This window comes from Streptomyces sp. NPDC006691, assembly GCF_042869955.1.
Lineage (GTDB): Bacteria > Actinomycetota > Actinomycetes > Streptomycetales > Streptomycetaceae > Streptomyces.
In genome coordinates this window covers 84,437-104,632 of record NZ_JBIAGW010000004.1, presented here as the reverse complement: position 1 = coordinate 104,632, position 20,196 = coordinate 84,437, and the positions used below count along the sequence as shown (strand labels likewise).

Genomic DNA, 20,196 nt, shown 5'->3' with positions numbered 1-20,196 from the left:
TCGCCGTCGGTACAGGGGCGACGGACCGGCACAACGGCAAGCACAGCGGTGACCCCTCAGGCCAGGGGCGGCCCCCCGATCGGCGACCAGGGTGACCAGTTGCCGCTCGGTGCCAGCTGGTAGCGGCCGCTCAGCGGGCCGGTGGGGGTGCCGGCGACCACCTCGGTCCGGCCGTCGGCGTTGGTGCCGTAACCGGTGCCGGTCGTCCCGGGTCCGAAGCTCTCCCACGCCGACCAGCCGGAGCCGTTCTCCCAGCGGTGTGCCATGCCCGTACGGCCTCCGGCGAAGATCTCCATCCGGCCGTCGGCGTTGCGTCCCAGATGGACCCGCGCGCTCGGCGGCCCGCCGAAGGCAGCCCATCCGGACCAGGCACCCGAGGGCCCCGCCTGGACTTTCCGCCACAGGCCCGTCGAGCCGCCGGCCACCAGGTCGAGCGCGCCGTCCGGCCGTCTGCTGAGCGCCAGATGCGCGACGCCCGGTACCGTGCCGAACTCCTCGAACCCGGCGTTCCAGCCACCGCTCGGCGCGGCCTGCCCGCGCCGGAACACCGTGTTCCCGGCGGCCGCGAGGACCTCGATCCGGCCGCTCGCGTCACGTCCGGTGGCGACCACCGCGTCGGCCGGGCCGCCGAAGGGCTCCCACCCGGCCCAGCTGCCACCCGGCGCGGCCTGCCAGCGGTGGTAGATGCCCTGGGGGCCGCTTGCGAAGAGTTCGAGGCGGCCGTCGGCGTTCTGCGCCAGGGTCAGATCGTGGGCGGCGGTGCCGAAGTTCTCCCAGGACTGCCACACGTTCGGCGCCGACTGGGCCCGGCGGTCCACCCGGCCCTCGCCGGACGCGAACACTTCGAGCCGCCCGTCCAGGTCCCGCGCCACGTCCAGGCTCGCCGATTTCGGGCCCCCGAACGGATACCAGTCGGACCAGGCCCCGTCGCGCACGGTCTGGTAGCGCCCCCACACCTGGTCCGCCCCGCCCGCGAACGCCTCCTGCCGTCCGTCGGCGCCCGACACGATCACCACCCGCTCCCCGGGGTCCGAGCTCGCCTCGACCGCGTACTGCCCGCTGCCCCCGGTGAAGTCGAGCCCGGCCAGCCACACCCCGCGCTGGCCCCAGCCGGCATGACTGATCCACCACCGCCCGTCGGCATGGACCACCTCGGCGGCATGGCTGAACACATGGCCGCAGAGCTGGTCGACGGAGAAGTGGAGCGGGTCGGACCCGCAGAACACATCCGTGCCGGTGTAGCCGCCGCGGGGCCCGAGGAACAGATGCCAGGTCCCTTCCGCGAACACGACGAACGGCGACTCGGTGTTGCCCGCGCCCTGTCCGCCGGTGGGGTCCGTGAACGCGATCGACCGGTTGCTCCAGTGCACGAGGTCGGTACTGGTGCGAAAGGCCACCACATGACGGCCGCCGCCGGGGTCGGCGGTCGCGGTGTAATACATGACCCACTGGTCCCCGATCCGGGCCACCATCGGGTCGCGCGCCTCGTAGCCGTCGCGGAACAGCGGGCCGCCCGGGTGCCGCGTCCAGGTGTACAGGTCGGTCGAAGTGGCCATGCTGATCGCGGAGTTGGTGGGGTCGGTGCCGCCTCCGGCGTAGAACATGTAGTACGTCGAGCCGTTCTTGATGACATGCGGTGCCCAGAGGTGGGTCTCGCCCAGGGCCGGGTCGGCGGTCAGGACGGGTGGCCGTTTGGTCCAGGGCCCGTGCGGGCTCGGTGCGGTGGCGTGCGCGAAGGTGGTCTCGTCCCGGTCGTCGGCGGGTTCGGCGTGCGTGATGCCGAACAGGTGCCAGAGGCCCTGGTCGTCCTGTACGAAGGTGTGGTCGTTGAGGTACCAGGGAGCGGCCTCGCCCGCGCTCGGATCGTAGACCTGCACGAAGGGCGTGGCCCCCACCCGTCCGGACGCCGCCGCGGCGAGCGCCGGTCCGGTGGCGGCGGGCAGCGCCGCGGCGATCAGCAGGAGGAGGGTGAGCAGGGCCCACCACACTCGGGAACTACGCACGATGCGTCCGCTTCCATTCGACGGGCGGAACGGGGACCCTCGGCACGTGGGCCGGGTCGGCGGCCTCGCCGCACGGAAGGTCCCCGTCGGAAGGGCTAGTTGATCGCGGGGCCCGAATCGTTCAGGTATCCCCATTCCGACCAGGACGAGAACCCGGTCTGCCACCGGTGGTAGACGCCGGCACGGCTGGTGCCGAACAGTTCGATACGGCCGTCGGCGTTGTTGGCCGCGCCGATCTCGGTGCCGCCGGTGCCGAAGTTCTCCCAGGCCGCGTACGGCGCGTTCGGGCCGGTCTGCCAGGCGTGGCTCGCGCTGTCGGCGTTGATGGCGAACACCTCGACCCGGCCGTCGACCGAGCGCGATGTGGTCAGCTCGGCGTTGGCAAGGCCGCCGGTGCCCGCCCACTCCGACCACGCGGTCGGACTGGTCTGCCACCGGTGGAAGACCCCGTTCGCGTTGGACGCGAAGACCTCAAGGCGGCCGTCGGTGTTGTGGTCGACGGCCAGATCGTGGCCGCCGGTGCCGAAGTTCTCCCACGCCGACCAGCCACCGCTGACCGCGGTCTGCCACAGGTGCCCGAACGTACTGTCCGAGAGAGCGAACACCTCAAGTCGCCCGTCGGGGGCGTTCTCCATCGCGAGCCGGGAATTCGCCGGGCCGCCGGCCACGCCCTCCCAGGTTCCCCAGTCCCCGCTGGGCGCCGACTGCCAGCGGTGGAACACCCCGTTCGCGTTCGAGGCGAACACCTCGATGCGGCCGTCTGCGTTGCTGCCCGCCGCCAGTCGGTAGCCGCCCGTGCCGAAGTTCGCCCAGCCCGACCAACTCGCGCTCGGGCCCGTCTGCCACATGTGGTCGAGGGTGCTGTCCGACAGCGCGAACAGCTCCAGACGGCCGTCCGCGTTCGGCGCCAGGGCCAGCTGTGCGTTGCCCGGGCCGCGCTCGAACCGCCAGGTGGACCAGCCGCCGTTCACCGCGGTCTGCCAGGAGTGCCACACCCCGTCGGCGCCGGCCGCGAAGCTCTCCAGCCGCCCGTCCGATGAGCGCCCCGACACCACGCGTCCCGAGGCGTACGGGTGCGGGCGGGTCGCGGACTCGTCGATGATGTTGAGGTACCTCAGCGCCTGGTAGTCGCCGTTGGGGTGACCGTCGAGCGTGGCGTTGTTGATGTTGGCGTAGAGGTGCCCGGGCGGCGCGACGCCGCTGCTGCCGCCGCCGAAGCTGTAGTAGGAGAACCCGCCATGGTCGTCCGTCCACTCGTGGAAGATCAGGACGTGGTCGCGGTACGAGTTGAGCACGTCCCCCGCACGCAGTTCGTCCCGGCCGATCTCACGGGAGAACCCGGGCAGGCCCCGGGTGCTCGGATTGGCATCGAGATGCCAGGCCATGGAGACGTAACCCGAGCAGTCCGTACGGTAGTTGTAGTCGCCGCCGGGCCCGGGATAGGACCCGCCCTGGCTGTACGGAGGCGCCTGGTCCACCCAGTACTGGGCCCGCCAGATCACCTCGCTGCGGGTGATCTGTCCCCCTCGGTCGGACGCGGCGGCCGCTTTCGCCGCTGTCGCGGCGGCGGGCGTGGTCACGCTCAGCGCGACCACGCCCGCCACGAGCAGCAGAAGCAGTCTGCCGAGCCATGATCTGAAAGGCGTCATCGGAACCCTCCCCGTTCGTCGGCGACCGACGCTAGGGAGGACCGATGAAATACGGATGGAACCGGTACGCAGGTGCCGTGCGGGGGCGCCGACTTGGCCTACCGCGACGCGCCCCGGTGGGCGTCAGCCCGGCCAGGTGCCCGTCACGCGCCGGGTCGCGGTGGCGCCCGCGCGGTCGACGGCGGCCCTGACCCCTGCGAGGATCGCGCCCTGGAGCGCCGCGGCGAGCAGCACCGCCTGCCAGGTGCGGTCCTCGTCGGTGGCGCCAGGGGTCTCCCCGTCGTCGTCGATCAGACGCCAGGCACGCCGGAAGAGACGCTCGGCGAGTACGCCGCTGAGGATGCCGAGCGTGAGGCCCACCGGCTTGTAGGCGATCTTCACCGCGTTCATGAGCGCCTCCGGTCGCGGCGGCGCAGCAGCAGCCAGCCGGCGAGCCCCGCCCCCGCCGCGGCGAACAGCAGCGTCGAGTGCTCCCGGGCAACCACGACGCCCCGTCCGGCCAGGTCGCGTACCGGGGCGGGCGGCGTGGGCAGCTTCTCCTGCACCCCGTGCGCGGCGGCCCTGACGTCGTCGGACAGCTCGGCCACCCGGGTGCCGACCTGCTCCTTGAGCTCGCTCGCCCGGTCGTGTGCGCGGGCCTTGACATCGGCCTTGGCGGCCAACGCCTCGACGGTGCGGCCCAGTTCGTGGCGGGCCTGCTCCACCTCGTGGCCGAGCTGCTCGCGGTCCGAGGCGCCGGAACCTGATGAGGGGGACTGGGTCATCGCCGTGCACTCTCCTTGATCTCCGCCACGTCCGACTTGACGCTCTCGACGGTCTGCCGGGGCGCGGGCGGACCGCCCCGGTTGACCTCCTTCTTGCCGCTCAGGGCGAGGGCGGCGGTGATCAGCCCCAGCGCGGCCGTCACGATCAGCGCCGCGCTCCATGCGGGCAACGGGACGGCGAGGGCGCAGATGGCCGTGATGACCAGCGCCTGGAGGGTCAGGAATCCGGTCAGGCCGGCCCCTCCGAACAGGCCGCCGCCCTTGCCGTACCGTTTGCCCTTCTCCTTCAACTCGGCCTGGGCCAGGCGCATTTCGGCCCGTACCAGCTCGGTGAGCTGATGCGAGGCGCGTTGGACCAGTTCCTGTACCGGCTCGGACGAGCCGTCCGCACTGTGCCGGGACGGTGGGGTGGTCATGGGGTATCGCCTCCTGATTCCTCGGCCCTGCGACGCGTACCCGGCTGCGGGCGGGCCATCCCGGACGATGTGCGACGAGCCGCACCCGGACCGGACCCGCGCGGCCCACGTGTACACATCCGTCACTCGGGTACGCGGCCGGAACCGCAGACGAACACGGCGAAAGGAGTCGCATCCATGTCGAAGGTCGCAACGGTCGAGGAGTCGATCGAAGTCGCCGTCCCGGTCGGCGTCGCGTACAACCAGTGGACGCAGTTCGAGGAGTTCCCCCTGTTCATGCAGGGGGTGGAGCGGATCGAGCAACGCACACCGACCCTCACCCATTGGGTGACGAAGGTCGACGGTGTGTCGCGGGAGTTCGACGCGAAGATCGTCGAGCAGATCCCCGACGAGCGGGTGGCCTGGACCACGGTCGACGGCGAGGTCCGGCAGGCGGGTGTGGTGACGTTCCACCGCCTGGACGACCGCAACACCAAGGTGATGCTGCAACTGGAGCACCGGCCTCAGGGCGCGGTCGAGAGCGCGGCCGACAAGCTCGGTCTGGTCAAGCGCCAGATCACGCAGGACCTGAAGCGGTTCAAGACCTACATCGAGGGCCGTGGGGTCGAGACCGGCGCCTGGCGCGGCCGGGTGTGAGGCGTTGCACGCGTGGGGGCGGCGGCTGTTTCCGCCGCCCCCACCGCGCGTGTCCGGCCGGGGCGCTACGAACCGCCGCCCAGGCTCTGGCGCCCCAGGAGGTGGAGGTGTTCCAACGCCTCGCGGACCACGCCGCGTTCCTGCCAGCCGAGCCAGCGCCCCACCTCGCGTCCGACGACGCCGAGCGCTTCGACCTGGGCGGGGTGCAACTCGGCGGTGGGGCGTGCGAGATGGGCCGACACCACGCCGACGCAGCTGCCGTCCTCGTCCAGGAGCGGGATGCTGTGACAGGCTCGGCTGCCGGCCAGCAGGATGACCCGGCGGTCCCGCTCACTGAAGACCGGGTCGGTGGCGACATCGCGGACGGTGGTGAGTTCGGCTCCCTCGGCCGCTCGGGCACACGAGGTGGTGCCGGCGCCGACCAGGGCGAAGTGCTTGACGAACGGGGCGTGCAGGCCGGTGTGCTGCACGATGCGCAGTGCTTCGGCGGCCGGGTCCATGATCTGGACATTGCCCATGCCCGCGCCGAGGACGGCCAGCGTCTGGGAGAGCACGTCACGCAGCACCGTGGCACGGTCGACGTCGTCGGTGGCGGCGATCCCGATGGATCCGAGCGGGGGCGTCTGGGGCGAGGGACCGGGAAACCAGGGGGCTCCACGGCCCTCGGGTCTTGGGCTTCGGGTGACCGCCTCAGCGAGCACGCGCAGTTTGACGTTGTGGTGCTGCGAGGCGATCCGCAGCAGGGCGAAGGCGGCCTCCGCGTCCGGTAGTCGATAGCGCTCCTCCAGGATGCCCTGGGCGTGCGAGATCAGCGGCCGGCCGCGGACCTGCGCCCGCAGATGGTGAGCCTCCTCGCGCAGCCGCGCGAGTTCCTCCCGTAGGACGGCCACTTCCCGGAGGTCGGGAGCGGGATTGTCCGTCATGCAGGGTCCTTCCGAATGATGGCCGGCCCGGGCCGGCTGCGCCCCAACTGTCGTATCGAAGCCCTGCGGGGTGGGCCATCGGCAGGAGGAAGGGCCTCCGGTCGGGCGCGGTCTGGACACGCTTTCTGCTGCCCCCGGTCACGATTCCTACACCTCCCGCCCGCGGCAGCGGTCCGGGCTCGGTGAACACGCCGGGCCGGGCGGCGTCGTCACGCGGGCGGGCGCGGGGTCAGGCCGTACGAGGCCGTTCCGCGGGGCCGTGCGGGACCGTCACCCGCGCGACCGGCGGATCGGCCTGCTCGCCGGTCCGCCCTCCGCGCCCGGCCGAGGCGGAGGCCGCCGTGGCGCTGCCATAGGGAAACCCCTCTCCCCCGGCGCAGTGCCTGGCTGCCGGGTCCGCCGACGCGGACACTCATGCGTCGGCGCGGTTCCTGCCACGAGCGGCGTCGCCAGCACCCCCGTACCTGTCCGTCGCTTCCCCAACCGCCCCCCGCGGCAACGGCGGACACCTCCTGCCCGTAGTGAAAGGAACCCCCACTCCTATGGAGATACCAAGAGCCGCGAGACTTCTGACGGTCGCGCTGGCCTGTGTGTCCGCCTCCGCCCTCGCCCTGCCCGCCGCCACGGCCGCGCCGGCACCGCACCCCGCACCCACCGCCGGCCCCGGCGCCTTCGCGGCGGCCCCGTACACCGCCGACCCGACGCCCGCCGTGCGCGGCCGGGTCGTGGACGCCGCCCAGAAGGCGCTCACCGCGCACGCCGATGCCGCCCACAAGGCCGACGGGGACGCGTTCTCGGTCCGCAACCTCGTGGTCGACCGGGACGGCTCCGCCGCCGTCCGCTTCGACCGCACGTACAAGGGCCTCCCGACGTACGGCGGCGACGTCATCGTGCACCTGAAGAAGGACGGCACCTACCAGTCGCTCGCCACCGGTTCGGCGACCTCGGGAGCGGTCTCCACCCAGCCCCAACTGGCCGCCGCAGACGCCGTGAAGGCGTCGAAGGGTGCCTTCACGGGGCACATCGACTCGGTCTCCGCATCGCACCTCGCGGTACGGATGGCGGGCACCGACGCCACGCTGGTCTGGGAGACCGTGATCAACGGCACCCGTCCCGACCAGACCCCCAGCCGACTGCACGTCCTGGTGGACGCCCGTACCGGCAAGGTCGTACGGACCAATGACGAGGTGAGCACGTTCGCGGCCGAGGGGGCCGCGAACGCCGGCACCTCGAAGGTCGGTGCGGCGGCACAGGCCGCCGCACCGACGGTCGCCGGGACGGGCCAGTCGATCTACAGCGGCAGGGTCGCCCTCGACGTCACCCAGAGCGGCAGCGGGTACTCGATGACGGACCCCTCGCACGGCAACGGCTACACCACCAACCTCAACCACGCGACCAGCGGCACCGGTTCGGTCTTCACCAGCTCGACCGGCACCTTCGGCAACGGCTCCACCAGTGACCCCGCGTCCGCCGGTGCCGACGCCCACTACGGCGCGGCGGAGACGTTCGACTACTACAAGAACGTCCAGGGCCGCAACGGCATCTTCGGTGACGGCCGGGGCGTGCCGTCGCGGACGCACTACGGCAACGCCTATGTGAACGCCTTCTGGGACGGCACCCAGATGACGTACGGCGACGGCCAGTCCAACGCGCGCCCGCTGGTCGAACTCGACGTCGCCGGGCACGAGATGAGCCACGGCGTGAGCGGGGCGCTCACCGGCTGGGACGAGACCGGTGAGACCGGCGGCATGAACGAGGGCACGAGCGACATCTTCGGGACGATGGTGGAGTTCTACGCCAACAACCCCGTCGACAAGCCCGACTACACCATGGGCGAGCTCATCAACATCAACGGCGACAACAAGCCGCTGCGGTACATGTACAACCCGTCGCTCGACGGCCAGTCCCCCAACTGCTGGGATAGCGGCAACGGCAGCCTGGACCCGCACTACTCGATGGGCCCGCTGAACCACTGGTTCTTCCTCGCGGCCGTCGGCAGCGGCGACCACGGCTACGGCAACAGCCCCACCTGCAACAACTCCACGGTCACCGGACTGGGCAACGACAAGGCCGCCAAGATCTGGTACAAGGCGCTGGCCTCCTACGCCAACAGCAGCGAGAACTACCACCAGGCCCGCACCGACTCGCTGAAGGCCGCCGCCGATCTGTACGGCGCGCACTGCACCGAGTACAACACCATCGACGCCGCCTGGGCGGCGGTCAGTGTCACCGGCACCGACCCGGCACCCGGCAGCTGCAACAGCCAGCCGGGCGCGCCCTCGGTGACCAACCCCGGCAACCAGACCGGCACCGTCGGGACCCCCGCATCCGTGCAGATCCAGGCGAGCGACCCCGGCGGCAAGACGCTCACCTACAGCGCGACCGGTCTGCCCGCGGGCCTGTCGATCAACTCCGCGACCGGTCTCGTCTCCGGCACGCCGACCACGGCCGGCACCTACAGCGTGACCGTCACGGCGAAGAACACCGACAACGCCACCGGCTCGGCCTCCTTCACCTGGACCATCAGCGGCGGCGGCAACCCGCCGCAGGGCTGTGGCAACATCCCGGCCTGGAGCGCGTCCACCAGCTATGTGCCGGGCGACCAGGTCGCCTACAACGGGCACAAGTGGTCCTCGCAGTGGTACTCGACCGGCGCCGAACCGGGCGCACCCGGCTCCTGGGCGGTCTGGAAGGACGGCGGCGCCTGCTGACCCACCTCGCGGAGCGATAGCAACTCCCGTGCCCGACCGGGCCGTTGGTCACTCTACCGACGGCCCGGTCGGCATGCCCACGGGCCGCCGGCCGGGCTCCGGACAGCTGGCCACCCCCTCCTTGATTGGTCTTGACCTTTGGTCTTGACCTTTCGCCGAGGGCGGTCCTACATTCGGCGCGGCACCACCAATGGCAAGTTCATGATCGACGCCCGAGGCGTGAACGAGGCTGTGTCCGGGAGGGCTTGTGACGATCGAGCCGGCCACCCTGCCGACGGACATCCGGCCGCTCGCCGTCGAGCGCGACGCCCTTCGCGACAGCGCACGGGCCCATCTGACGCACGGCGGCGGCGTCCTCCTCACCGGCCCCACCGGCATCGGCAGAACGACGCTGCTGACCCAACTGGCCGCGGAATCGGGCCAGTACGGTCACCGGGTCCTGCGCTGTTCGCCGTCCCCCACCGAGCGGGAGAGCCCCTTCCTCGGCCTCATCGACCTGCTGACCGGGGTGTCCGACGACACCTTCACCGCGCTGGCCGCCCACGAACGGGCCGTGCTCGAACGAACCCTGCTGCGCAGCGGCTCCCCGGCGGGGCCGGAACCGGGCAGCGACACCGCTCCGGCCGGCGAGCGCGACGCACTCCTCCTGCGGCTCGCCGTCCGCAAGGTGTTCGCGGCGCTCGCGGAGGCGGGGCCACTCCTGCTGGTCATCGACGACGCGCAGTGGCTCGACCGGCCTACGACCCGGGTACTCGACCACCTCGCCCGGCGCGCCGATCCGGGCGTCTCGGTACTCGCCGCCCTCTGTACGGGGCCCGAGACCGCGCCCCGCGCCCACGGCTCGGGCGGGTGCGCCGACGCGTTCGACCTGTGCCCGCCGCCGGTGCGCAGGATCGCGGTCCCGCCCATGACCGCCCATGAGCTCGCCGAGCTCCTGGAACGGCACGATCACCCCAGTTGGCCCCGCCCGGTGATCGCGCGACTGCACCAGGCGAGCGGCGGCACGCCCCGTACGGCCCTCGAACTCAGCTCGGCCCTCGACGAACACGTCCGCGTCGAAGGCGCCGGGTTACCCGGCCCCGACGATCCGCTCCCGGTCCCGGACTCGCTGCGCCGGCCCGTGCTCGACCGGCTCGGCGCGCTGCCCACGAGTGCCCGGGACACCCTGGTCGTGGCCGGTGCGGCCGTGCGGCCCACGGTGGGACTGCTGCGGCGTGCGGGGCGCCCGGGTGCCGCGGCCGATCTGGATCTCTGCGTGCGGCACGGCGTCGTCCGCGCGCTGACGGCATCGGACCACGGGACCGTCCGGTTCCTCGACCCGCTCACGCCGATGGTGCTGCGGGCCGAGACACCGTACGAACGCCTGGTGGACGCCCATCGGGCGCTCGCCGAGGCGTCCGACGACACGGTCGAACGCGCCCACCACCTGGCCCGGTTGACGGCGGGCCCCGATCCCGCCGTGGCGACCCGGCTCGCCGCCGCGGCCTCGGCGGCCCGCCGCAGGGGCGCCCCCGCAACAGCGGCCAGGCTCGGCCGTCTGGCCGCCGAGTACACCCCGGCCGGGCAGACGAACGTCGACATCGACCGCAGGCTCACGGCCGCCGAGGACGGTATCGAGGCCGGCGACCTGGACTTCGCGCGGCGGCTCGCCCACGAGGTGCTCGGCGAGGCCGAGCGGCCGGCCGACCGGGTACGCGCGTGGAACGTGGTCATCGACTCCTGTGGCCAGGCGATGGCCGAGATCTCCGATGTCTTCCCGGAGGCGGTACGCGACGCGGCGGGCGACCCCGAACTCCTGGCCCAGCTGCATTACCGGATGAGCTGGCGCGCCTGGATGGTGGGCGGCTCCGCGGCGCGCGCCCACGGCCACGCGGTGCGTGCGGCTGGGCTCGCCGCGCGTACGGGCGACCGCAGGACCGAGCTGATGGCGCTGACCCAGCAGGCCGCCCTGGAACTCTTCCTGGGGCTGCCGGAGGCCGAGGCGACCCTGGCCGCCGCCCTCGCCGCGCCCCACGACGCATACGCCATGACCCATCACAACGGACCCGTCTACCTCAAGTACCGGTTCCATCTGGTGCGCGACGAACTAGACGAGGCGCGGGCCGAGTTGCGCACGCTCGTCTACCGGCTGCGGCAGCGGGGTTCGGCCGACAGCCTGAGTCATTGCCTCATCGGCCTCGCCCAGGTGGAGATCGAACGCGGTCGATGCCGGCCGGCCCTGACCATCGCCCGCCAGAGTCTGCGCATCGTGGAGGAGGCGGGCCTGAGCCAGGGCCCCGCCTGGTACGCGCTCTCGCTCGCCGAGACGGCCGGAGGCAGCCTCGGTCAGGCGCTCGCCGCGGCCGAGAGGGCACGGCGGCACAGCGAGGACGACGACGACCGGCTCTTCCTGCCGCGGGCCCTGCACGCCGAGGGCAGGATCAGACTGTTCGGCGGACAGCCCGGCCATGCGGTCGAACTCCTGCGTCGTGCCGGCGAGTTGGAGTCGGCACAGGGCCAGGGCGACCCGGCGACCCGGCGATGGCACGCCGATCTCGCGGAGGCCCTCGCCGCCGTGGGGGCGGCCGACGAGGCGACGGCGGTCATCGCCGGGGCCCGTCGCCAGGCCGAGCGGCTCGGCCGGCCCGGCGTCCTCGCCACGCTGGACCGTGCGACGGCGGCGGTCGACGTGACGCGTGGTGAACTGGGCCCGGCGGAACGGAGGTTGGAGCGTGCGGCCACACGCTTGCGCGCCACCGGCTATCCGCTGGAGGAGGCGCGTACCCGCGCGGCGCTCGGCCGGGTCCGGCGATTGCTCCAGGACGAGACCGGCGCCCGCACCGCCTACGCGGGCGCCCTGCGCATCTTCACCAAGGCCGACGCCCGCCCCTGGATCACTCTGACCCGCACCGAACGCGACCGCGCCCAGGACGTTCCCGCACCGCCGGCCGAGGCCGGCTCGTGGTCGGACCGTCTCACCTCGACCGAACGCAGCGTCGTCGCCCGCGTGGCCCAGGGCGCCACCAACCGCGAGATCGCGGCCGGCCTCGTGGTCAGCGTGAAAACGGTGGAGGCCGCCCTCACCCGCGCCTACCGCAAACTGGGCGCCAAATCGAGGGTGGAGATCGCCCGCATGGTGATGACGCGTCCTACGGCCTAGCCGGCGGACACATCCTGTGGCGCGACCGGCACGGGACGTCGAGGCGCCGCGGGTGACCGCTCACCCCTCCGGCCAGGCGACCGAGGTTTCGACGGCACTGTCGTAGTCGACGCCGTCGAGGCCCCATCCGTAGAGCTCCCGGATCTGCCCCATGAACCACTCGGCCCCGGCCGCCGACCGGTCGAGCCCCGTCCGCGGGTCGGCCCACAGTTCACGGACCCGGTCCTGGACTCGCGGGTCGAGTTCCCAGCCGTCGAGACGGACTCGGCCCTCGGCGTCCGTCACGAGGGGTGTGCTGCCGAGGAGTTGGTCCCACAGTTCCGCGGCCTGCTGGGCCGTGGTCCGGAAGCCGTCGCCGAGAACCGTCCGCAGGAACGTGGTGTACAGGGCGATGGACGGGATCGCGCTGGAGGCCTGGGTGACGGCGGCTCCGGCGACGACGGTCATCGCCCGGCCCCGCCCGGCGAGGACACCCGCGTTCAACAGCCCGGCCGTGCGCTCCAGATGCTCCTTGGCGGCGCCGATGGTGCCCTGCCGGTAGATGGGGGAGGTCAGCTCCGAGCCGATGTAGGTGAGTGCGACGGTGCTGAACTCGGCTCCGAGCAGGCCGCGTTCGGCGAGAGCCTGGACCCATAGCCGCCAGTCCGCGCCGCCCATGACCTGTTCGGTGGAGTGCTTCTCCTCCTCCGTCCCCGCCTCCAGACAAACGCGCGTGACCCTGGGGCTGCCGTCGGAGAAGTCCAGGGCCGGCGCCTCGTAGGGCGCGCCGAGCGGTTTGATCACCGAGTGGTGGACGGTGCCGGTCTCCGGGTCGGTGCGCCGGGGCGCGGCCAGGCTGTAGATGAGGTGGTCGACCTTCCCGAACCGTCGCTCCACCAGGTCGAGGACCTCGTCCTTGCCCTTCGCGGAGAAGGCGTCGGTGTTGACGAAGCCGAAGTCGCACCCGGCCTCGGCGGCGAGCCGGGCCGCCTCAGCGGTGCGGTACCAGCCCGCGGTGGCGTCGCGCGGTTGTCGTATCCGATATTGACGGACGTCGTGGACGGCTTGCGGCGGCGAAGGGCGCAGCGTAATCCCCGCGCCGGGCCGGACGGGGCCGATCCGCTGATCCGGGGACACCGTGTTCCCCGCTCGGCAGGATGGCGGTATGGAGCTTGGGGATGCAGCGCGGGGTGGGTCGCGGCCGATGGTGGTGCGGGTGCCGGTGGAGCCGGTCGAGGCGGCGGTCGAGGCGGACGCCCTCGACGCCGTGGCCCGCACGGGCAATCTGGTCGTGCGCGGTCCGTTGTTCGGAGTGGCGGCGCAGGAGGACGGCGACGGGCACGTGTGGCGGGTCATCGTCCCCGTGACGCTCGGCTGCCCGCAGCAGGCGCGCGACAGCCTGAACTCACGGCTGTGGTTCGGCGCGAAGGACGACGCCGAGGACCCGGCCGAGCGACGCGCCCTGCTGGCGGCGGTCGCCAGGCTGGAGACCGAGTACGTCGACGACCTCGGCGTGGCCGGGACGCGGTACCGGATCGTGCGCGCCGAGGAGTACGCCGCGGTGGGAGCCCTGGGTGAGATGGAGGGGCCGCGCCCCACCGATGTAGAGCCTCTGGTTCCGGACTGGTCGCGTGGGGCCGGGGGGCCGGCCGTCGACGACGGTCTGGTTCTGGACCCGTCGGCTCCGGTCACCCCGACGCAGGTCGCCGAACGGCTCGCGCTGCGGGATCTGTGCTACTCGGGCGACCGGTTCCCCAAGGACGTCCTCGCCGATTCGCGCCGGGCCGTGACCACGCACCCGGACATCCTGTTGTTGCCCCCGACGTTCACGGTGGTGGAGCGGACGGCGAACGCCTGGGCCCCGATCAGCGGTCCGCACGCGACCGCGCACACGGCACGCCGGTCGCTCGACTTCTCGCTGACCTGGGCGTGGCCGCGTATGCGCGGCCTGATCCCGGTCGACGGCCCCATGGAAGCGGACGCCCGCACCGAGACCGAGGGCAGGACCGATGGTGCCGGAGCCGCCCGGACGCCCGGCCCCCTGGCCGCGTACGCGGAGGCTGCGGCGGCGCTCCGGGTGGGTCGCGTCAACCGGCTGGCGTTCCAGGACACCGTCTACCAGATCGCGCGCACCCGTCGTCTGCTGCGGTGGGGCCCCGACGGGCCCGAGGGCCCGCGCCCGTCCGACGTCAACACCCAGGAGCCCACCCGCATCCACCCATTGCTCGACGGGGACGGGCACATCGTCTCCGGCGATTGAGCGTCTCGGCACGGCGAGGACGTTACGGCCCGTCCGGCGCGGGCGGGTCCGGCCCGATGAGTCGGGCGCCGCGGGTCCTAGCGGCTGAAGCGCGAGGCGCCGAGCGGTACCAGGTGACCGACCAGGCCGATCTCCACACCGTCCTTGGTGGCGCGCGCCTCGGTGAAGCCGACGTTCTCGGGCAGGCTCACCCGCCAGTTCGCGGTGGCCCGTTCGGCACCGGGCACGGTCAGAGTGAGCTCGTCGCCCTGCGCCAGAACCGTTCCGGTGGTGTTCAGCGCGGTCCCGCCGACCGTTCCCTCGACCTTGATACGGGCCGCGTGACCGTCCGATCCGGGGGCCGGTGAGGCCTGGAGCCTGCCGCCGTTGCCCGCGAGGCGCGTCAAGAGGTCGGACAGGTCCTGGTAGCTGAGGACGAGCGTGCCGGAGGCGCGGTTGGCCTCGGCGCTGCGTGCTGTCAGGGAGGTCACGGTCACGTCGTACAGGTCGAGTTGGAGACGGTCGACGTCGAGGTTGCCGTTCTGCCGGTTGGCCGTGGTGCTCAGGTAGTACTTGTTCGCGGACATCGAGACGTGTCCGAAGGTGCCGCCGACCGCCTGGGTCAGGAAGGGGAAGCCGTCGATCGCCACGTCCATCGAGCCTCCGGTGCCACTGCCGGAACCGCCGTACCGGGTCTCCACGAGTCGGGCCGCTTCCTTCTCCGCGTAGTGCACGGCTATGCGGTCGGCCGCCGTGAACAACACGGCGAGCACCGCTGCCGTGATCACCAGGACCTTCACCCATCGACGTCTCACGTCGAACTCCCCCTCACGACGCCGCCGTTGTCGCGGTGTCGCTGTTGATGTGATGCTGCTGTTGATGTCATGTTGCCGTCACGCGTGACCGGCCCATACTCCCATAGTTTTTTGAACGCGTTCAAGCAATGATGTGCCGGGCCGCGATATGGTCCGCGCATGTCAGACGCGTTGGCCACAGCCATCACCGCGGCAGCGGGCCTCGGCGGGGCGCTCCTCGGTGCGGTGCTCCCCCAGCGGTTCAACGCCCGTGAGCGTGCCGCGGAGGCCGAACTCGCCGACCGCAGGAGGTCGTTCGAAGAACGCCGTGAGGCGTACACGGCGATGAACCGTGCCTCGGAGCAGTTTCACACGCTCCTCAAGGACGCGCTTCACCGCATGCGCGACAGCGTGTACGCCGAGGAGGACCGCACTCGTCTCGAAGAGTCCCGGCGGGAGTACCGCGACCGCTACGCGTCGGCTCAGATGATCGTCCCGCTGCGCATCATGGAGGCCTCGCGCGATCTCAACAGGGTTCTCGCGGAGGTCGACGCCGCGGCCAAACGCATAGACCGGGGCCTCGCGCGCGAAGGGGAGAGTGCCGAGCAGCTGCTGCTCAGGGTCAAGCAGGCCGAGCCCCGGCTGGTGACCATGCGCACCCTGATGCGGGCGGACCTCGGGATCCGAGACCGCTGAGGTGGTGGGGGCCGGTCGTTCCCGGCCGACGCGGCCGCTTCCGGCCGACCCGATCATTTCCGGCCGACGCCTGCTCGCGGCCGACGCGGTTGCCCCCGGACCGACTGCCCGCATGTTTCCCGGGCTCGAAACCGTCCGCACCCGGCACGCGTCTCCGCTGACGCGGTGTCCGTGCCGGAGCGGAGGCAGACGTGCGATGGCTTGCCCCAGTGGTTCCCGTGCTCGCCGCGACGGCCGCGTACGCATGGGCCCGATGGTGTTTCGGTAGCGCCTCTCCGCCGTCGGGGACCGTGGCGGTGGCGGGTGGAGCGGTACTGATCGTCCTCGCCGCCGGACTGTACTTCGCGCTCGCCGCCGGAAGCGGCGCGTTCTTCGGTGCGCTCCTGATGGCCCTCGGGCTCTTCCTGACCGTGCAGACGGCCGAGGAGGCCACGGCCCGCAGCGGGAACGTGACATGCGGTGTGCGCGAGGTCGAGAGCAAGGTGCTGGAGTCCTCCGGCGAAGGCAGCATCTCCAAGACCGTGTACCGCTACACGCTGGACTGCCCCGGCGGCTACCCGGCCGAAATCACCGAAGGGCGTCAACTCGCCAAGAAGGGCGGGGAGTTGCGGATCTCCTACGACCCGGCGCGCCGGGTCTCCCCCACCGTCGAGGGCGACAGCTCTCCGTGGGGATCCGCCGCGGCCGCGGTGTTCCTCCTGGCCGTCGCGACGGCACTCGCGGCGAGGAGAGGCACCGACGCTCACGAGACGTCCGAGCGGAAGAGCACCCGCACCTGAGCGGAGTGCCGGGCGGCATCGCTAGTCGGCCTCCAGATACGCGGCGAGGTGGGCCAGCGAGGAGGCGATGCCCGCTTCGTGGGCGGCCTGGTCGATGCCGGGCGGGACACCGGTGGCAGTCACCGTCACGTCGGTGGCCTCGCCAGTGGTGACGAGGTCCCAGGTCATCGTCATGGTGCCCGCGTACGCCGGGTCGTCCGACTCGAACACCGCCCGCTGCACCACGCGCACACCCGGCACGAGCTCGGCGAACCCGACGTCGACGACGTCCGTCGCCGCCGATGTCTTGCCGGGGCTCTCGGCAGGATCCAGATAGGTGAGCACCATCCGGAATCCGCCGCCCGCGCGTGGTTCCCATCGCTCGATACGGCCCCGCATCCCGTCCGGCGGCAGCCACGCCTCCAGGGCGTCGCGGTCCAGGAGCGCACCGTAGACCGAATGCGCGGGGACCTCGATCCTCCGGTCTGCGCGGTCTGTCCTGCTCATGGTCCCGAGTCTAGGCGCGGGCCCACCGCCGCGCGGCTCAGCCGATCCGCCGCTCGCCGATCGCCTTGACCCACTCGTCGACGCCGACCACGTCGGCCTGCCGCGGGAAGACCTTCTCCGTGAGCACCCGGTGCACCTCCGCGTCGCCGTCCAGACAGCCGTCGGACAGCACGGTCAGGCCGAAGTCCAGATCCGCGGCCTGACGCAGGGTGGAAAGGACCACACCGCTGGTGGCGATGCCGGCCAGGACGAGGTGGGTGGCACCGGCGCCGCGCAGGACCATGGCGAGGTCGCTGCCCGCGAACGCGCTGACCCGCTTCTTGGTGACGACCACCTCGCCGGGCCGCGGCCTGAGGGCCGGGTGGATCTCGGCGCTGGGGTCGCCGTCGACGAACGCCGTCGAACCGGCGACCGCGCCGAACGCCTTGTTGCGGGGGCTGACTTCGGGGTGACCGGCCCGGAAGCCGATGACGACGTGGACCACCGGTGTCCCTGCCGCGCGGGCCGCGTCGATCGCCGTACCGACGCGGCTCAGATAGTCGGCGGTAACGCTCTCGGGGAAGCGGTCCACGATGCCCCGCTGGATGTCCATCACGAGGAGGGCGCTGTCGCTGTTCGTCATGCGTGAGATCCTTCGCGTTTCGTTCTGTGGATGTCTGCCGGTCGTGGTCGGACGTCCGCCGGTCGTGGTCGCATGTCCGCCCGTGGGGGCGGCTCCGCGGTGGGCGGTTACGAGGTCGGGCGTCGGCCGCGCAGGAGCGAGGCGAGCGCGGCGACCAGGGACATGGCCGTGGCCACGCCGAACACGGTGACGAGACCGTCATGGAAGGGGCCCGAGACCAGCTCGGGGAAGAAGCTGTGCCCGGTGAGGACCGCGACGTTGTGCGCGGGCAGGGTGTCCAACACCCCACTGGGGGCGAGCAGATGGCTGATCGGGTTGTTGCCGAGGAACGTGGCGAACAGGGTACTGACCGGTGGCAGCCCCGCCACTTGCGCGGCCGTGCCCGCGGGCACGCCCTGCGCCTGGAGGCCGCTGCTCAGGGCGTGCGGCAGCGCACCGGCGAGGCCGACGATCATCAGGGAGAAGGAGAGTCCCATCGAAAGGGCGGTGCCCGAGTTCTGGAACGTCGAGCGCATGCCCGACGCCACCCCGCGCTGCTCCGGCGCGACGCTGCCCATGATCGCGGAGGTGTTGGGCGCCGAGAACATGCCCTGGCCCACCCCGCTCAGCAGCAGCAGCGCCGCGAACATGGGGTACGAGAAGTCGACCGGCAGGGCCAGCAGCCCGAGGAAGGAGCAGGCGACGAGGACGAGCCCGCTGGTCGAGAAGAGCCGTGCCCCGAACCGGTCCGACAGATAGCCCGAGACCGGCCCGGCTATCAGGAAGCCCAACGTCAACGGAAGCATGAAGATGCCCGCCCACAGCGGGGTGCGCTCGAAGTCGTAGCCGTGCAGGGGCAGCCAGATGCCCTGGAGCCAGATGATCAGCATGAATTGCAGGCCGCCCCGGGCGATCGAGGTCAGCAGCGCCGCCATGTTCCCCGCCGCGAAGGCCCGGTTGCGGAACAGGCTCAGTCGGAACATCGGCTCGGGTATGCGCGTCTCGACCACGCAGAAGATCACCAGGAGCAGTACGCCCGCGCCGAGGCCGCCGAGGACGAGGGGGTTGGTCCAGCCCGTCGAGTGGCCTCCGTAGGGCTGGATTCCGTACGTGATCGACGCGAGGAGCGCGCCGGCGCCCGCCGTGAACGTCAGGTTCCCGGCCCAGTCGATCCGCCCCGGCCTGCGGCTGCCGGTCTCGCGCAGACTGCGGTACGACCAGATGGTGCCGACTATGCCGATCGGCACGCTGACCCAGAACACCGCCCGCCAGTCCACGGTGGCGAGGAGACCGCCGACGATCAGGCCGAGGAACTGACCGGCCAGGGCGGTGATTTGGTTGACGCCGAGCGCCATGCCACGCTGTCGCGTCGGGAAGGCGTCGGTGAGGATGGCCGCCGAGTTCGCCGTGAGCATCGAGCCGCCGACGGCCTGCACGACCCGGAAACCGATCAGCCACAGAGCTCCGCCACCGCCCTTGAACGGATCGAGGGACAGCGCGAGCGAGGCGCAGGCGAACACCGCGAAGCCCATGTTGTACATGCGGACCCGGCCGAACATGTCGCCGAGGCGCCCGAGCGAGACGACCAGCACGGCGGACACCAGCAGATAGCCGAGGATCATCCACAGCAGATAACCGATGTTGCCCGGGGCCAGCGGATCGAGCCCGATGCCGCGGAAGATCGCGGGCAGGGAGATGATCACGATCGAACCGTCGATCGTGGCGATCAGCACGCCGAGGGTGGTGTTGGAGAGGGCGACCCACTTGTAGCGGTCGTCCCTGTAGCGGTCCTCTTTGCGGCGGCCGCCCTCGCCGGAGGCCGCCTCGCCGGAACCGGTCCGGCCTGCTGCGGTCGCGCCGGAACCGGCCTTGCCGGATCGGGGGCCCTCGGTGGTCACAGCCGCTCCGCGAGTCGTTCGATCAGGGACAGCGCCGTGACGAGCTCATGGCGTTCGGCGAGCGTGAACTCCGCCTCGATAGCGTTGGCGAGCCCCTGCACGGACTCCGACCGCCGGTCCCGGATCACCGTGCGCCCCGCGTCGGTCACCGTCATCACCACCCGGCGCCGGTCCGAGGGATCCGGCTCCCGGCTGACCAGTCCGCGCTGCTCAAGGGCGGCGAGGGTGGTGGCCATGGCCTGTGGCCGGACGCGCTCCAGTTCCGCGAGGGCCCCCGGCGAGTCCGGCCCGTCCCGTTCGAGCCGGGCGAGCACGGACACCTCGGACAGTGTCGTGTCTCCCACGGCGTGCGCCTGCCGCAGCTTCCTGGCTATCCGACCGACGGCCAGCTTGAGCGTCGCCGCCAGCTCTTCGGCGGCTTCGGCTTCGGCTTCGGCAGGAGGTATGACGTCTTTCATGGATAGTTACAATAGGCTTATTAAC

The 20,196-nt window shown here is 71.8% G+C and carries 18 protein-coding genes; 6 read left to right on the top strand and 12 right to left on the bottom strand.

The genetic code is table 11. The features are described 5' to 3' along the window. Positions 1 to 56: 56 nt before the first annotated feature. The 5 genes from ACFYNP_RS10510 to ACFYNP_RS10490 all read right to left on the bottom strand — a co-directional run bounded on the left by ACFYNP_RS10510 (position 57) and on the right by ACFYNP_RS10490 (position 4,832). Complete coding sequence (locus ACFYNP_RS10510; RefSeq protein ID WP_388784475.1) at positions 57 to 2,003, bottom strand: glycosyl hydrolase family 32; 1,947 nt, start codon at positions 2,001 to 2,003, stop codon at positions 57 to 59. Positions 2,004 to 2,098: 95 nt separating this feature from the next. Next, the gene (locus ACFYNP_RS10505) at positions 2,099 to 3,652 is read right to left on the bottom strand and encodes a M23 family peptidase (protein WP_388784472.1); all 1,554 of its coding nucleotides are present in this window, start codon (positions 3,650 to 3,652) and stop codon (positions 2,099 to 2,101) included. Positions 3,653 to 3,775: 123 nt separating this feature from the next. Continuing rightward, positions 3,776 to 4,042 (bottom strand): DUF4235 domain-containing protein, encoded by a 267-nt coding sequence (locus tag ACFYNP_RS10500; protein WP_388784469.1) that lies wholly within the window; start codon positions 4,040 to 4,042, stop codon positions 3,776 to 3,778. Further along, on the bottom strand, positions 4,039 to 4,416 hold the full coding sequence (locus tag ACFYNP_RS10495; protein ID WP_388784467.1) for a DUF3618 domain-containing protein: 378 nt from the start codon (positions 4,414 to 4,416) through the stop codon (positions 4,039 to 4,041). The genes ACFYNP_RS10500 and ACFYNP_RS10495 overlap by 4 nt, the downstream gene beginning before the upstream one ends. Further along, on the bottom strand, positions 4,413 to 4,832 hold the full coding sequence (locus ACFYNP_RS10490; RefSeq protein WP_388410764.1) for a phage holin family protein: 420 nt from the start codon (positions 4,830 to 4,832) through the stop codon (positions 4,413 to 4,415). The genes ACFYNP_RS10495 and ACFYNP_RS10490 overlap by 4 nt, the downstream gene beginning before the upstream one ends. Before the next feature lie 177 nt (positions 4,833 to 5,009). Here ACFYNP_RS10490 and ACFYNP_RS10485 point away from each other — a divergent pair, with 177 nt between their 5' ends. After that, positions 5,010 to 5,468, top strand: a complete 459-nt coding sequence (locus ACFYNP_RS10485; RefSeq protein WP_388410766.1) for an SRPBCC family protein — start codon at positions 5,010 to 5,012, stop codon at positions 5,466 to 5,468. Between the two features lie 65 nt (positions 5,469 to 5,533). Here ACFYNP_RS10485 and ACFYNP_RS10480 read toward each other — a convergent pair whose 3' ends face one another. Next, positions 5,534 to 6,391: an ANTAR domain-containing protein gene (locus ACFYNP_RS10480; RefSeq protein ID WP_388784464.1), complete on the bottom strand. Its 858-nt coding sequence runs from the start codon at positions 6,389 to 6,391 to the stop codon at positions 5,534 to 5,536. Positions 6,392 to 6,933: 542 nt separating this feature from the next. Between ACFYNP_RS10480 and ACFYNP_RS10475 the strand changes: the two genes are divergently transcribed. Further along, entirely contained in the window at positions 6,934 to 9,102 is a 2,169-nt protein-coding gene (locus tag ACFYNP_RS10475) for a M4 family metallopeptidase (protein ID WP_388784462.1), read from the top strand. A gap of 247 nt (positions 9,103 to 9,349) precedes the next feature. Continuing rightward, on the top strand, positions 9,350 to 12,241 hold the full coding sequence (locus ACFYNP_RS10470; protein ID WP_388784459.1) for an AAA family ATPase: 2,892 nt from the start codon (positions 9,350 to 9,352) through the stop codon (positions 12,239 to 12,241). 60 nt (positions 12,242 to 12,301) lie between these two features. Here the strand turns inward: ACFYNP_RS10470 and ACFYNP_RS10465 are convergent, their stop codons facing one another. Continuing rightward, positions 12,302 to 13,357, bottom strand: a complete 1,056-nt coding sequence (locus tag ACFYNP_RS10465; protein WP_388784456.1) for an enoyl-[acyl-carrier-protein] reductase FabV — start codon at positions 13,355 to 13,357, stop codon at positions 12,302 to 12,304. Between the two features lie 28 nt (positions 13,358 to 13,385). Between ACFYNP_RS10465 and ACFYNP_RS10460 the strand changes: the two genes are divergently transcribed. Further along, a complete protein-coding gene (locus ACFYNP_RS10460) occupies positions 13,386 to 14,480 on the top strand; it encodes a DUF5954 family protein (protein WP_388784453.1) in 1,095 nt (364 codons plus the stop codon). Positions 14,481 to 14,557: 77 nt separating this feature from the next. Here ACFYNP_RS10460 and ACFYNP_RS10455 read toward each other — a convergent pair whose 3' ends face one another. After that, positions 14,558 to 15,274, bottom strand: coding sequence for a DUF2993 domain-containing protein (locus tag ACFYNP_RS10455; protein WP_388784450.1), 717 nt, complete (start codon positions 15,272 to 15,274; stop codon positions 14,558 to 14,560). 159 nt (positions 15,275 to 15,433) lie between these two features. On the opposite strand from ACFYNP_RS10455, the gene ACFYNP_RS10450 reads away from it, so the two are divergent. Next, a complete protein-coding gene (locus ACFYNP_RS10450) occupies positions 15,434 to 15,949 on the top strand; it encodes a hypothetical protein (RefSeq protein WP_388784447.1) in 516 nt (171 codons plus the stop codon). Between the two features lie 296 nt (positions 15,950 to 16,245). Continuing rightward, complete coding sequence (locus tag ACFYNP_RS10445) at positions 16,246 to 16,728, top strand: hypothetical protein (RefSeq protein WP_388784444.1); 483 nt, start codon at positions 16,246 to 16,248, stop codon at positions 16,726 to 16,728. Between the two features lie 21 nt (positions 16,729 to 16,749). On the opposite strand, the gene ACFYNP_RS10440 is transcribed toward ACFYNP_RS10445, so the two are convergent. The 4 genes from ACFYNP_RS10440 to ACFYNP_RS10425 all read right to left on the bottom strand — a co-directional run bounded on the left by ACFYNP_RS10440 (position 16,750) and on the right by ACFYNP_RS10425 (position 20,171). Further along, the gene (locus ACFYNP_RS10440) at positions 16,750 to 17,214 is read right to left on the bottom strand and encodes an SRPBCC family protein (RefSeq protein ID WP_388784441.1); all 465 of its coding nucleotides are present in this window, start codon (positions 17,212 to 17,214) and stop codon (positions 16,750 to 16,752) included. A gap of 37 nt (positions 17,215 to 17,251) precedes the next feature. Continuing rightward, positions 17,252 to 17,836, bottom strand: a complete 585-nt coding sequence (locus ACFYNP_RS10435) for a cysteine hydrolase family protein (protein ID WP_388784439.1) — start codon at positions 17,834 to 17,836, stop codon at positions 17,252 to 17,254. Between the two features lie 107 nt (positions 17,837 to 17,943). Next, positions 17,944 to 19,548, bottom strand: coding sequence for an MFS transporter (locus ACFYNP_RS10430; protein WP_388785258.1), 1,605 nt, complete (start codon positions 19,546 to 19,548; stop codon positions 17,944 to 17,946). A 161-nt stretch (positions 19,549 to 19,709) separates the two neighbouring features. Next, entirely contained in the window at positions 19,710 to 20,171 is a 462-nt protein-coding gene (locus ACFYNP_RS10425) for a MarR family winged helix-turn-helix transcriptional regulator (protein ID WP_388784436.1), read from the bottom strand. Between the last annotated feature and the right edge of the window lie 25 nt (positions 20,172 to 20,196).